Genomic DNA, 13316 nt, shown 5'->3' on the forward strand with positions numbered 1-13316 from the left:
TGTAACAATTCATACGTTATCATTGCATCTAAATTTCGAGTAAGGAGGCGGCATTATGCACCGCCTTAATTTCTCTATTAAGCAACCTTATGCTGCTTTAACCATTTCCTTATCTCTTTGCCTTTAATTATGGCGCCATCATAAGGTACCCGAACCACCATAGCCCCATTCAAAACCACTCAGGCTATGGAGTTCAATCTGCTGCAATACGTTTGTAAGTACGCTGCCATTCTCGCTGCGTTTTAGAATAATGTCACCGCTAAAAGATAACTCAGGATCTTTAAACAATCTCCCCTGTCCTTTTTGACTCTCCCTGGTACCAATGATTTTAGTCCAACACACTGGACCAAATCCTTTTTCTTTACTAATGACGTCTCTCAGTACCCGATTGCAACGCCCGCACCGTTCGCTCATGCGACATCGCCAGGCTTCTTTTGTGTAATGGATTCTAGGCAATCTTTACATATTGATTTTCCCTTAAATGCACTAACATTTTGGGAACTACGGCAAAATAAGCACTCATAAGATGGCTGGTATTTCTGAAGGATGATCCGATCATTTTGAACAAAGATTTCTAAGCCATCTCGTTCTTCAATTTCCAGCGTTTTTCTGACTTCTATGGGAATGACTACCCGTCCAAGGTTATCTAGCTTTCTTACAATACCAGTTGATTTCATGATATTTTTCTCTCCCTTAATTTTTATTTGTAATCATTTTATGATCTTCTGCATAAGATGCTTTATCTTGATTTTTTTTGGAGGTAACGAATTGATGAATTTTATTATTTTAGATAAGGTTTTAACCACCTTATCTTTTATTACTCCCTTTTTACTTTACGGTGGAATGATTCTTACTTTATCAATGAGTATTAACGTATGTGAGCTATGCGACCAGTACTTCGACAGACTCATCTTCAGGTTTAAAGAAAATTTTCTGTTCAAACGCTTCCTGGACGGTTTTCACATGACTAATGACAAGCACTACGCCAAAGCGACTAGCAACTTGTTTAACCGCATCAATCACCATCGGTAAAAACTCATCCGATTGGCTCCCAAAGCCTTCGTCGATCGTCAACCAGTCTACTTTAGAGCCAGCACGCCGAGCCAATAATTCGGCTAAAGCAAAGCGAATAGCAAAGTCTATGCGCAGCTGCTCTCCACCGCTATACGTTTCATAGATGCGCTCACCAGCCCAATCACCAACAATAATATCTAAGGTCTCTGCCATACCACTCCGGCTCTTCAGTTCTTTTTGCGTTTCAAACTTGAGATAATTCTTACCGCCAGACATCTGACCAAGAATATCATTAGCAATACGTTCGAGTTCCGGTACCGCATTTTCGATAATAAGAGCAGGGATTCCATCACGGCTAAATGCTTTTACCAACGTCTGATACCGGACAACTTTTTTTGATAAAGGTGCCATTTCATCCACTAAGGTCTGCCGAGTGATTTCATCCTCTGTCAAAGCATCTAGTTTCGCTTGTATACCTCCAAGAGCAGCGACTAAACGTGTTAATTCATCTCTCGATACTTGGAGTGCTGTCTGCAGGTTTGTGCATTTGTTTTTGGCAGCCTGCTCTAATCCTTTGGCATCCCCGATGATGGATTCGTACTCTGCTTCAAGTTTAGTTGCCTGCTCTGTAAGGGCAGTGATTTCAGCATTTAAACGAGTAATCACTTCGTTAGCTGAAGTTGATACTTCTCGTGCTATCGCAAGCTGATCTTTCGATAAAAGATACGGCTGCAGCAGCTTTATTTTTTCTTCCATCGCTGGAAGTTCTTTTACCCCTTCGGCCAATACTCGGTACTGTTCTCTCATGGATTTAATTCTAGTTTCAAGATTGGTTTGACGAGCTAGATATTCACTATTTTGCTTTTTATAGTTGTCCAGTAGCTGAATCTGACCATCTAGCTTAGCAAAGGCTTCTGCATCTGGTTGTAAGGTATTCACTAACCCCTGTAGCCTACTCCATTCCGTAGTTTGATAGTTAAGACCATTCATCTGCACTTTTAAATCCTCTTGCTGTTTTTGCAGATTTTCTGCATCAGGATTCTTAAGTACTTCAATCTGAGCTAATAACTCCGTAACTCTTCCCTGGGCTTCTTTGGCGTCTTTCAAAAAGGCACATTCTGCCCGTTTTATATCAATGCACTGTGCATTTTGTAAGATGATTGTCTTTCCTTCAAGCAACTTAATTTCCTTAGATAGATTTGTCTTTTTCATTTCAAAACGAGTGGCAGATAGTTCAAGTGCCTTTTGAACATCTAACCTTTGGCGAGAAAGATCTTCATAGGAAATCTTAAGCGTATCTATCTTTGCAAAATCAGTTATTGCCTGCTTATAATCTGCAGCTGCGATCTCCAGTCTAGGACGATCTGCTAGAATTGATTCCAGCTTAACAATTTCATCATTGGTATTTTTCAAACTAGTTACGACGCCAGCAAGTTCTTCTTCTAATCGCATAGTATCTGTTTGCAGCGTAGTCTGTTGCTCTCTCTGGGTCTGCAGTACGGTAACTTGTTGTTGTGTCTGCTCATATTCCACAACTTTGGTCAAAATCGTTTCTTCTTGAAGTAAAAGCTTATTGGCCGTATCCAAACGCCCTTGCTGCCGATCGCGTTCAATCGTCTTGGCATCAATGGCAACTCTCAAGCCTTCTGCTTGTTTGCCAATTTCATCAGCCTGTTGAATACGAGCGACCAACACGTTATGTTCCACCTGGGCAGCCTGTAAATCAGCGTCAGCTTTCTTGATTTGGGTTTCAATGGCGACCTTTTTTACCTGAACCTCTAACTTCTGTGCCTCAAGCCCTTGCTTTGCAGATAAACGCCCATCAATTTCAGATACTCTGACTTTGACCTTTTCTAACTCCAAGGTAGTCGATTGAAGCTTTGCCTTCGCTTTTTCCTGGAGCGTTTCGTATTGATCTAGCTGCAACACCTGAGCCAATATGGCTTTTCGCTGCCCCGCTGGCCTAGAGGTAAATTCATTCGCTTTCCCTTGGAGAATCATGCTGCTAGAGGAAAAGGTTTCTGCATCTAGATTTAGTAAGGCAATGATCTTCTTCTGTGTCTCAGCAATACTAGCACCGGATTCACTAGCCCATAGCTCTCCAGATTTACGCTGCAGCTCTAACGTGGTTTTCCCTTTACCTTTTGTACTGCGAGTACGAATGGTTCTAAAAATCTCCCCTTGATGCTCATAATCGAATATGACCTCTGCTTCAGTAGTACCCATACGTACCATATCATCCGCACTAGTGCCAGGTTTTGTGGTACCGCGCAAACATCGGGGCTATTGTAAAAGCTGTACTTTTTCCTGCTCCGTTCGGTCCACATATAACAGCAATGTCTGTATTAGACAAATCAATGTCAGTATAAGGAATGGCCCCAAAGTTTTTAATTTGTATGCGTAGTGGTCTCATTGCTTTTGCCTCCGTTCCGCAACTTTATCTCGTGCCGTTACGAGTAATTCTAGAATAAAATCAATCTGAGAGGATGGGCGCTGACGTCCAGGGGAACTAAAAAAGATGGTATCCATCGCTATATTGGCAATCTCAAATCCTTCCATAAGCAACTTTGAATAAGGAGGGCCTACGCTTACATAATTAGTTTTAGGTATGTTAGGAGCTAACTTTGGATCAGGTATCGGTGGAGGAGGAAGAACAACATTAGGTGACGACGATTCTTCCTCTTTCTTAGGTACCTTAGGAGCTGAAGGAGTAACTTTATGCTTCTTTTTATGCAAACCCCATTTTTCCAGTTTGTAATATAAACCCCCAGGGCTTTTGAAGGAATAATACTTCAGTAATACTGAAGGACCATGACCTGCCTTCAAAATAAGAGTAGCATCCTCCTGAGTCAAATCTTCAGGTGACATTCTCTGAGCATTTTCTAACGAAATATGATTAATAATACACTCCGCTGGAGTCATTAATTGATTAGGCACACTTTCCATCTCCTTTGAGGTTTCACTACCAAAAATTTTCTTACTGCCCTTTTTATGAATACCCCACTCGATCAGCTTCTTATAAAGATCTGATGTAGCCATTTGATAAGAAGCTGCTATAAGGATTTTAGAGACTTTGCTTTCAAGCAAAACTTGTGCATCTTCCGGTGTTAATTCTTGCGGATACATCGGGCGTGCTCTATAAAGAGATAGGCCTTTTCTAACACATTCAATGGGGGTTGGATCTTCTGGCTCTACTCTTTTGAGTACTACCTGGCGCGGAGTCGTTCGCCACGCCATTTCACCAGGGATAATGATATTTGCATTTGCCATATGCTAAACTACCCCCACCCTTTTTGTAGCAATAACAGCACCAGGATTATTATGTTCACGACAAACATCCAAATCAGGACCTATCTTGGTTTTGCATTGATTACACATTGACCTATCGCAAGTCTTTCCTTTGCCTACAGGATAGTCACATAAGCTAGTCATGGGTTTTCCGCAGTAAAGGCAAGGCGCAACTGGCTTGCGTCCTCTGCTGCAAATCATCATCACACTACCATCAGAACCTACAAAGCATTCACAAGGCATCAGCTGGCACCTCCAGTAATTCAGCCGTCATAGCTGCCAATTCCTCAATCTCCGCTGGTTCACTCTCTTGATTATTAGCCCACTTTCTTAGTGCATCTATAGGTCCAAGTGCTTCTGTAATCTCCGCATCACGCAATCGATCTTCAGAACGTTTAACATCACCTTTAATTTCACTGACATAGTAAGCACCTGCATCATATAAAGATTTTTCTAACGTTCTTCGATTGAGCTGCCGATTCAGTTCTTCACTGCATGTATAGTGAATTCGAACAACCGCATCCTTAGGACATGGTCCATGATCCTCTTCATCACCTTCATCCCAGTCCCAACATAATGAATCTTCAATGACCATTTTTACTCCGAACTCATCTAATTTATAGGTCACAAAGCGTCTTGCTGGAGTATCAATAAATCTCGAATCAAACTTCTGCCCATCCCATTCATGAATCCAAAATCCTGCATCAACCTTTTCATCATTAAAGCTAAGTCGTTCAGGAGATCCACTATAAAATACATTGCCATTCTGCTGAGGGCGATGGATATGGCCTAGTGTAACCAGATCATAACCTGCAACTGCATCCGTAGTAAGGATTGCTTCCTGCTGCATTAATACATCTTCAAATCCTGTCTCAGCAAGATCATAAGTCATATGGCTAACGAGTATGGTCGGACTATAATTGCTTTCTCTTCGAAACTCTTGGCAAGTCTCCGTTATGTGGTCCGTCATCATCTGATGAACCACATGCGCCGGTAGTCCGCGATATTCTTCTTTGCTGACAAAGCTTGAGCGATCCATCCCTGGAATGCAGACTATTGAAAAACCACATTCACCATCATAGTCGTACCAAATTGGCTCTGTTGCGATTGTTACCTTAGGCAGCTGATAATCTTTCAACAATTCATACGCACTGATAGGATCATGACTGGGAGTACCTGAAATGATAACTATCTCAATACCAACTGCAGTTAGTTTTCGCAGCCATGCGGTGCAAGCCCTGATCTCCTTGCTTGCCTTTTCTAACGCAATATCAGCTTTTCGAAACATATCGCCAGCAACAATTACAATGTCACAACCTTCTGCTATCATCCGATCCGCTACCCAATCCATTGTGCGACATATATCATCGAACCGAGCTGTAGCAGTGGGGCCAGAATAACCTAGACCCCAATGTATATCTGCAATATGTCCTATTTTCATGCCATATCACCTGGCAGTGCAGCTGACATAAGCAAGTCTTGCAACTCTTCCTCATTGGTTTTTGCTATAAAATCAATTACTGAACTCGCTTCAGCAGTGGTCAAATCACTAAGAGATTTACCTTTCACAAATTGCACGATGGATTTGATGCCATTTTCATCAACGTTTTTTCGCTTGGCATCACCGACGATTTTGCCATACTGCTTGTCCGACAATTTATTACCTGTAGGTGGAGTAAAGGAAGAACGTTCATCACTGGCCTTGGGAGCACTACGCTGTTTTTCAAGCTTTTCTTTAGGGGCATCGCTACCTTCACCCTCCAACCAAGCTTCCAGTTCATCCTCAGATTGACTAAAAATACTTGAACTTCTAGTTGCTGATAAAACAGCATCCACTAAAGCTCTTTTCTTTGCCATTTTCAAAATAGTGTTCCACTGGTCGATCAGATCCGTATTTTCAATCCGATATTTCGCATATTCCGCACCAGTCTTCTTATTTTTGAAAATTTTACTTACAATTGACTCTTTATCTAAGCCTTTTGGAACATCACTTTCATACACCCAATGATATCGATACTTACTTTCATAGCTGCTTGCTTCGCCAACGCCTTCGGCAATGATAGTACCGGTCTTACGGTGTACGATTTGCATAGTAATCTCCGATAAGTAATATCCAGTCTTAAAATCCCGAGTGTCATTTTTGGCCTTTACAATAGGAGCAAATCCATATAATTCGCAAAGCTTTTCTGCACCGGGCTTATAAAGAGTAGGCTTGTCCGTACCTGGAATAATTCCATAATCTAAATCTTTAACCATAACCTGCTTGAAGAATTTCTGAACCAGATCAAGCTTAGTTGTCATTTCTGCTAATCGAATTGCCATATCACTTGCCCCATTAGAATCCATATCAAGCAGCGCTCCATTTTGCTGCTGCGGTGCTAATATTGTTACATTATTTTCCATTACGCTACACCCCCTGTTACTACACGACGAGTAAGATTGCCTTGCCAATCCTCTCCCTCTGTTACCTGGACCCCTTCGGCTGGTTCCCATCCTGTTTTTCCATTCAAGTGCATGCATTTATAGCATGCATCATGATTTGACCGATCCTGGAATTTACAAGTAGTGCATGAAGCTCCAAGATTAACAACTTTCTTCATTTTGATTTCCTCGCTTTCGTATTTGTTAAGGTGGACCAAGTCGCAAGACATTTTGGACATTGATATACAGCGATGCGAATATAATCCTCAATTTTGACTCCTGGTACTTTGCAAGCTACGCAGCTAGTTAGCGGCTGGATGTTGCTCATGTTGCAGCACCTTCTTCCTGCTAACCTCAACCCCTATGAGATATGCCAAACGGCACCAGTATTTCGCAGTAATTTTACTCATTACCGTTTCCTCCGAATTGACCACTATGTACCGCACATGGTACAATAATGGTGAAAAATTTTAGTTAGACCTTAAAGTCGCTTGCGCGCCAACGCAGGTGACTTTTTCTTTATGCATTCCCAAGGATATAAGAGCATTCTTTAACTTATCATAGGTTTCACAGATAACTCTAAATCGAGAGTGTTCATGCTCATCTATGACTCCATCTGCAAGGATATCTTCAAGTTCCGTTCTCGTATTCTCAGCATCACTTAGGAATTTCATAACCTTCATACCTGCCAATACCGGCTCCATTCTCTCGTAAGAAAGACCGATCGCCTTCCCAGCGGGACAATGGCAGCTGCAATAGTTCATGATTAACTTTCCGTCTTGCTTCAAAAATTGATCAATGGCTATTAATTCATGTGGGTCTGGCAGCGCACGATTGTTCTCAATTTTCATGTACCGTTTTCGGTCAATCCCACACTCGCTTGCTACTACATCTTGGGACTTTTTACGAAGTTTTCGTGTTTCACTAAACACTGATTTCACCCCCTCTCTATGAGATAATGAGCTAAGAGGACACTCCTTACGTTCTCACCCCCACTCAGCCTGTCTATCTGGACAGGCTCTTTTTTTAGATTAGGGCAATAGCCACAAGCACCATACCACCAACCACTAAAACCCAGAGTTTGTCATCCTCCTCATTTTGGGCTACAGTCTTTGATTCGGTTATACCAAAACGAATATTTTTGATAACGATCATAGGTTCACTCCCTTCTTTTAGTAGATGCTAGTTGAACTTAAATGATCAGCCTGCTTCCAAGTTCTCATCTTTAACAGGTGGATTACTCTTAAGAGCAATTTTTATGGCGTTCATTTTCCTTTCATCATCATCTTCAGCGGGTTCATGTATTCGTACATACGTTATAACTTGACGGCCTACCTTACATTTTTCTGTAGATTGTGTGATTGGCATGTTGCCACCTCCCTCTCCGCAACTCTGTGAAATTTAGAAACTCCATCCCGATAAATGCAAGGCTGCTCAAATACCAGTTCCTGTTTTCCATTAGGAAAGACATTAACATATGCAAGTAATTGGGCTTGTCCAGCTCGATGTTGAACGTTTTCATTTGCATTTTTCATGATCGCTTCTAATTGATTAAGATCGATATGAAATTTTTTAGAGTCTATTTTTCTCAACTCCTTAAATTACTTTGATTTACAAATTAATACAGGAATTATCTTCCTTTTGTCGAATTGTTGACCGTGAAAGGAGTTATATGTCTCACCTCCTTAAACGACTTAAGATTCTAAATACGAAGGGATAACCAATTATGAAAAAAATACTGTTTTTATTTTGCTTACTCTTTGCTTTTTCAAGCAATTTTGCTTTTGCAGAATCTGATGAGCAATCAATAAAATCCTCTTTTCAAGACTTAGTTAAAAAACATATAGATGGTTATACAGATGACCCTAGAGTGCTGGTTTACTATGTTCCTGGAGATTTATCTCCCAACGTACCAGCCGGCTGGAGAAAAAGTAAATGTGTTGCTCTGCCAGATTACTCATACGATGTAACGAAAACGGATTCACTAACAACACCATATACTGCCTATCTAATTTACAAGATGTACGTATTGGTTAGCCCTGCTTTTGATACAAAAGAGATGGCAGAAAATACTGAGACCTTTAAAGAAAACAAGGCGCCTTATGTTTATCGAATCAGTTTTTCATATCAAAACGGTAGTTGGATTCCAGAAACATATGAGACAGAGTTTAGAGTGAAAGATCAGTACCACCAATCTGGCGAACTATTAGCCAAAATAGTTGGAGCAGTCCTTACAAACGAGTCGTTGTAAAAGATTAACTGGATATATTGCAGCCTAGTTTTCTTGTTAGTCTGGAATTGATATACTTTATCCCTTACTTAAACGATAACGTTGCAGGCATGTCTTCTGAAATAAGTCTCACTCCTTTTCTTTACCTTTTATGGATACGGTAGCATTGTCTAACTTATTTAGCTGGCTCTAGGCTTAAAAGGAATCTCTTGCATTGTTAACGTTACTGATTGATCATCACCGAATAAATCACCTGTTTGAACTCTTTTAGTTGACTTCGATGGTAAAAAAATATCCATATTACAACCAATTATTTTTGCTACCTCTTTTACTAATTCAAAAGAAAAGTTTCCTGTTCTTTCTTTTTTAGCAAAAGCTTGCTTAGACATTGGTTTTGCAAGATGTTTTGCGATATATTCAGCAGACATTTTCATTTCATTTCTTTGTTTGCGAATTAGATCACCTATATGGGCCATATTGCATTATCCCTCCTTTTACAAAGTAATCTTTTAGTTGACTCAATTATACTGTAAACTATTAGTTTTCGTCAATAGTATTTTGTAAACTTTTATTTTACGTAGTAAGTAAATTAAAAGTTTACTATAATGTAAGTAGATAGGTGGTGATATTTTGAATGGTAATATGATTTTTGCCAAAAGAATAAAACAATTACGCGAAGAGAATGGCGATAGCCAAGAATCTCTTGCGGTTATTTTTAATTACTCTAAGCAAGCAATATCCAATTGGGAAGTTAGTGGCAAGGTGCCTCGTAGTAAAGTCTTAGAAAAACTAGCAGAACGCTATGAAACTACAAGTGATTATTTGCTTGGATTTACTGACGATCCACATTCTATCCGACCTAGCAACGAAACAAAAAAGCCCAAAGATCTAAAAAGAATCCTTGAGCAGCATGATATTATGTTCGACGGTGTCCCTATTGACGAAGATGCTAAAAAAGAAATCATGCATATCGTTGAATTTGAACTCTATAAACGAGCAAAAGAATTAAACAAAAGAAAAAAAGCTACACCAGAATCTTAACCTAATTATTAAAAGACTCTTAATAATAGAGGTGCAATAATGAATATGACAGTAATCCGAACTATAAAAGCATACTTTCCATAAATAAAAAACACGCCATTTTTATGTCGTGTTTTATTTTGTCGCTTATTGTCGAACATATGTTTTCTTTTCCTGGAGGTTGCAGATGAACATACCGCGCCGCGTGCGAAATCTTATGAAGAAATATAATACTAGAAATCCATTCGAATTAGCAGATTTATTAAATATTACGGTTATATCCTATCCTATAAAGTCAGGTGTACGGGGCTTTTATGATAAAGTTCTAAGACGTAAATTTATTATAATCAATAGCTCTCTGCCTGAACATATACAAAGGCAAGTTTGTGCTCATGAATTAGGACATGCCCTGCTCCACAAAGGCTGGGGCTACTACTTTATGATCGAACATACCTTCTTCTCCCCTGGCCGCTTTGAACGTGAAGCTAATGAGTTTGCATGGCAGCTACTGTTTGATGAAGAGGCTTGCAGGGTTGAATATGATAATGATCTTGGCAGGTATGTACGGGAGGAAGGGATTGTGGAACTAGTTGGATATAGGAAGTTATAATTAAAGGAGATGCACGACACATGGGATTATTTGATTTACTTAGAAGAGCTTTAAAAAAAGAAGTATATGAAAAAGCCGATGCAGATCGGGATAGAAAGCTTACTGAAGAAGCTATGAAACGTTCAGATGATTCTTCTATTATTCATAGTAATAAATTAAAAGCCATAAATATAAACAATATTATCAATTCGAAAAAAGACTACTCCCCTCTTACGCCTTACGAAATACTTTTTTTAGATTATATAAATGGTAAAAGTATTAAAGATCCTAATATCGCGGGGTATTGGACTCATGAATACAATTTAGATTATCAAGTTGTATTTGAGAAACTATTTAATAATGGATACTTACAAGAATCTGATTATAAATTTAACATGACTAAATACAAACTCTCTGAATTAAAGGATTACTTGAAAGCTAAGGGATTAAAAGTTACAGGGAAAAAGGAAGAATTGATCTCTCGGATAATAAATGAATCTCCTGTAGAGGATTCTATTGCATATTTTAATAAATCTTTTTTTCAGTGCACTGATAAGGCCATTGAGATGTTAGCAAACAATCAGCATATTATGTATTCTCACAGACACCAAAATGATATAGGCATATCCGTTATGGATGCTGATAATTTTAAGAAAACGAATCCCCTATTAAATCATTATCAGCTATTCTTAGAAATGCTCACTATAAAGCTACATGAATATGAGCAGGATAAACGCTGGATTTCATATAGAAATGCCATTTTAAGCATGTCTATCATCTACGGTGATATGGGAAATCATGCGAGAGAATTAGAGTTATTGCTGGAAGTTTGCTACAGAGATTTGAGTGGCCTTATGGATTCTGGTTCTGTTTCTGAAAAAATGAGTTTTTTAGCCCCAGGTGTTGTAGCCCGCGTAGTTGCTACCCAAAAAGAGTTAGCTCTCGGTGAACAGGCACTTTGGGATCTATTTATAGAAACTATCTCTAAAATCAGTTTGGAAAATAGCTTATATACTGCTGAGCATAGCTATAATTTATTGATGAAGGATATTCAGAAAGTAGGAAATGGAATTTCATTAAAGTAATGATAGTCTATTCCTTAAAAAGGAATAGTATATAAATTTAATATAAAGGAGATGTTATTATGAATTTTGAAGAACAAGTTCAAACATTATCTCTTCAAATCCAGCAACGGAAAACCCATATTACTAATGAGGAAATGACTAAGCATTCATTGATAATTCCATTCATACAACTGCTGGGCTTTGATGTTTTTAATCCACTTGAAGTCCAGCCTGAATACACGGCAGACTTCGGAAAGAAAAAGGGCGAAAAAGTTGACTATGCAGTATTGAAGAATAACAAAATTATTATGTTTATTGAGGCTAAGTCTGTCGGTAGTAGACTTGATAATCACAATGCTCAATTATGTCGCTATTTTAATTCAACTCCTGAATTAAAATTGGCCATTATAACAGATGGCGTTAAATATAAATTTTTCTCTGATGTGAAGCAACTAAACATCATGGATACGACCCCGTTTTTTTTCAAGTTGATTTTTCTTCAATTACAAAAACAGATATACAAACGCTATCACACTTTAGAAAAAACCTTATTGAGAACAATGTTATTACAAAACTAGCAGAAGACCTCTCTTCTGTAATTTCAATACAAGAAGTGTTGAGAAATTTATTCAATGACCCTTCTGACGAGTTTATTCGATTGATTATTAAACAAACTGGTAAAATTCGATTAACGAATGGAGCCATTGAACGATACCGCCCTTTGGTAAAAGAATCTCTACTATCAACATTATCTGAAATTTTTAATGAAGTTAGTAAAGAAGTATTGCAGCCTACTACAGCTAAGACTATAAAAAATACCCCTAAACCCACCCACTCTATTGAGCCATTATCTTGCCAAGTAGTTTCAGAGCAACCAATAGAAATAATAAAAGAACAATTAAGGCCAGAAATGCATGATATCGAACAACGAGTCTTTACACGTATCGAAAAGATTTTACAAAACAATGAACATGACATATCAATGCTTAGCTTCAAACTGTTACCTAATGAGCTTGTTTTGAAATTTAATAATTATGAGTTCTTAAGGTTCACATCAAGTGACCAATGTCATTTTAGCTCTTTTCTTGATATCTCTGTGGCTAATGAAATGTGTCCGTACTATAAGATCTCAAGTAGAGGTGAATCTAGCATCGTTACATTTAATTCCCCTGCTGATATCGGCAATATAGCGCAGTTTATTCTTGCCAGTTTGCAACTTAGCTTAGAAAATAATTCTTGCTTGCAATGACAATTATAATCTAGACTGAAAAGAAATAAGCACAACCTTACTCCATTATTTGAATGGGGCAGGCTGTGTCTTTATTCTAAAAAAGCAATCTGGTAATATGTCAAGCCCATAAAAAATAAGTTTTGTAAGTAATCCGCAAAAAATGGGTGCACTAAACAAGCCTCTTCTTCAAGCCGAAGAAAAAGTAAATAAATGGGATCTATTAACTTTGGCTTACTCTACTTGGAGAGTAAAGCTGATGGTTGGCCAGCAATCCAAAAATCAGCCGGATGAATTTACGAGCAGTAAGTGCGAGTGCGCGTTTGTGCTGATGAGTTTTAACTTCATCATACTTCTTCTGGTAAAAAGCTGCATATTCAGATAAATGATTCTTTACATGGCTAGTAGCTTCAATTAAATAGTATCTGAGATAAGTATTGCCAGCTTTTGAAAGGATGGTGT

Annotated in this window: 19 protein-coding genes and 1 pseudogene; 6 read left to right on the plus strand and 14 right to left on the minus strand. The window is 38.7% G+C overall.

The window, feature by feature from the left end:
* Positions 1 to 138: 138 nt before the first annotated feature.
* The 12 genes from BMZ99_RS21615 to BMZ99_RS26545 form a co-directional block, all read right to left on the minus strand.
* Entirely contained in the window at positions 139 to 414 is a 276-nt protein-coding gene (locus BMZ99_RS21615) for a DUF6011 domain-containing protein (RefSeq protein WP_090942769.1), read from the minus strand.
* Positions 411 to 677 (minus strand): AbrB/MazE/SpoVT family DNA-binding domain-containing protein, encoded by a 267-nt coding sequence (locus tag BMZ99_RS21620; protein WP_175490654.1) that lies wholly within the window; start codon positions 675 to 677, stop codon positions 411 to 413. The genes BMZ99_RS21615 and BMZ99_RS21620 overlap by 4 nt, the downstream gene beginning before the upstream one ends.
* A gap of 205 nt (positions 678 to 882) precedes the next feature.
* Complete coding sequence (locus tag BMZ99_RS21625; protein ID WP_175490655.1) at positions 883 to 3288, minus strand: sbcc family protein; 2406 nt, start codon at positions 3286 to 3288, stop codon at positions 883 to 885.
* Positions 3260 to 3427, minus strand: a complete 168-nt coding sequence (locus tag BMZ99_RS21630) for an AAA family ATPase (RefSeq protein WP_090942780.1) — start codon at positions 3425 to 3427, stop codon at positions 3260 to 3262. The genes BMZ99_RS21625 and BMZ99_RS21630 overlap by 29 nt, the downstream gene beginning before the upstream one ends.
* Positions 3424 to 4284 (minus strand): hypothetical protein, encoded by an 861-nt coding sequence (locus BMZ99_RS21635; RefSeq protein WP_090942783.1) that lies wholly within the window; start codon positions 4282 to 4284, stop codon positions 3424 to 3426. Before BMZ99_RS21635 ends, BMZ99_RS21630 begins: the two co-directional genes overlap by 4 nt.
* A 3-nt stretch (positions 4285 to 4287) precedes the next feature.
* Positions 4288 to 4545: a hypothetical protein gene (locus tag BMZ99_RS21640; RefSeq protein ID WP_090942787.1), complete on the minus strand. Its 258-nt coding sequence runs from the start codon at positions 4543 to 4545 to the stop codon at positions 4288 to 4290.
* Positions 4535 to 5743 (minus strand): metallophosphoesterase family protein, encoded by a 1209-nt coding sequence (locus BMZ99_RS21645; RefSeq protein ID WP_090942790.1) that lies wholly within the window; start codon positions 5741 to 5743, stop codon positions 4535 to 4537. The genes BMZ99_RS21640 and BMZ99_RS21645 overlap by 11 nt, the downstream gene beginning before the upstream one ends.
* Entirely contained in the window at positions 5740 to 6705 is a 966-nt protein-coding gene (locus BMZ99_RS21650; protein WP_090942793.1) for a hypothetical protein, read from the minus strand. Before BMZ99_RS21650 ends, BMZ99_RS21645 begins: the two co-directional genes overlap by 4 nt.
* On the minus strand, positions 6705 to 6902 hold the full coding sequence (locus BMZ99_RS21655) for a hypothetical protein (protein WP_090942796.1): 198 nt from the start codon (positions 6900 to 6902) through the stop codon (positions 6705 to 6707). The genes BMZ99_RS21650 and BMZ99_RS21655 overlap by 1 nt, the downstream gene beginning before the upstream one ends.
* Before the next feature lie 291 nt (positions 6903 to 7193).
* Entirely contained in the window at positions 7194 to 7655 is a 462-nt protein-coding gene (locus BMZ99_RS21660; RefSeq protein ID WP_175490656.1) for a helix-turn-helix domain-containing protein, read from the minus strand.
* A 94-nt stretch (positions 7656 to 7749) separates the two neighbouring features.
* The gene (locus BMZ99_RS27465; protein ID WP_281246856.1) at positions 7750 to 7878 is read right to left on the minus strand and encodes a hypothetical protein; all 129 of its coding nucleotides are present in this window, start codon (positions 7876 to 7878) and stop codon (positions 7750 to 7752) included.
* A gap of 45 nt (positions 7879 to 7923) precedes the next feature.
* The gene (locus BMZ99_RS26545; RefSeq protein WP_175490657.1) at positions 7924 to 8091 is read right to left on the minus strand and encodes a hypothetical protein; all 168 of its coding nucleotides are present in this window, start codon (positions 8089 to 8091) and stop codon (positions 7924 to 7926) included.
* A 358-nt stretch (positions 8092 to 8449) separates the two neighbouring features.
* On the opposite strand from BMZ99_RS26545, the gene BMZ99_RS21665 reads away from it, so the two are divergent.
* On the plus strand, positions 8450 to 8974 hold the full coding sequence (locus BMZ99_RS21665; RefSeq protein WP_090942804.1) for a hypothetical protein: 525 nt from the start codon (positions 8450 to 8452) through the stop codon (positions 8972 to 8974).
* Positions 8975 to 9132: 158 nt separating this feature from the next.
* Here BMZ99_RS21665 and BMZ99_RS21670 read toward each other — a convergent pair whose 3' ends face one another.
* Positions 9133 to 9429 carry a hypothetical protein gene (locus BMZ99_RS21670; RefSeq protein WP_090942806.1) on the minus strand — a complete coding sequence of 99 codons (297 nt, stop codon included), beginning with the start codon at positions 9427 to 9429 and terminating at the stop codon, positions 9133 to 9135.
* Between the two features lie 154 nt (positions 9430 to 9583).
* Between BMZ99_RS21670 and BMZ99_RS21675 the strand changes: the two genes are divergently transcribed.
* The 5 genes from BMZ99_RS21675 to BMZ99_RS21695 all read left to right on the plus strand — a co-directional run bounded on the left by BMZ99_RS21675 (position 9584) and on the right by BMZ99_RS21695 (position 12875).
* Positions 9584 to 9994, plus strand: coding sequence for a helix-turn-helix domain-containing protein (locus tag BMZ99_RS21675; RefSeq protein WP_090942809.1), 411 nt, complete (start codon positions 9584 to 9586; stop codon positions 9992 to 9994).
* Positions 9995 to 10160: 166 nt separating this feature from the next.
* Positions 10161 to 10583 (plus strand): ImmA/IrrE family metallo-endopeptidase, encoded by a 423-nt coding sequence (locus BMZ99_RS21680; protein WP_245755100.1) that lies wholly within the window; start codon positions 10161 to 10163, stop codon positions 10581 to 10583.
* Positions 10584 to 10603: 20 nt separating this feature from the next.
* Positions 10604 to 11647, plus strand: a complete 1044-nt coding sequence (locus tag BMZ99_RS21685; protein WP_090942812.1) for an SAP domain-containing protein — start codon at positions 10604 to 10606, stop codon at positions 11645 to 11647.
* 59 nt (positions 11648 to 11706) lie between these two features.
* The gene (locus BMZ99_RS21690) at positions 11707 to 12204 is read left to right on the plus strand and encodes a type I restriction endonuclease (RefSeq protein ID WP_090942815.1); all 498 of its coding nucleotides are present in this window, start codon (positions 11707 to 11709) and stop codon (positions 12202 to 12204) included.
* A gap of 35 nt (positions 12205 to 12239) precedes the next feature.
* Complete coding sequence (locus BMZ99_RS21695) at positions 12240 to 12875, plus strand: hypothetical protein (RefSeq protein ID WP_139214815.1); 636 nt, start codon at positions 12240 to 12242, stop codon at positions 12873 to 12875.
* A 202-nt stretch (positions 12876 to 13077) separates the two neighbouring features.
* On the opposite strand, the pseudogene BMZ99_RS21700 reads toward BMZ99_RS21695, so the two are convergent.
* Positions 13078 to 13316 (minus strand): annotated as a pseudogene (locus BMZ99_RS21700) (IS110 family transposase); the annotation flags it as partial.

Origin of the sequence: Pelosinus propionicus DSM 13327 (assembly GCF_900114615.1) — a bacterium.
GTDB lineage: Bacteria > Bacillota > Negativicutes > DSM-13327 > DSM-13327 > Pelosinus > Pelosinus propionicus.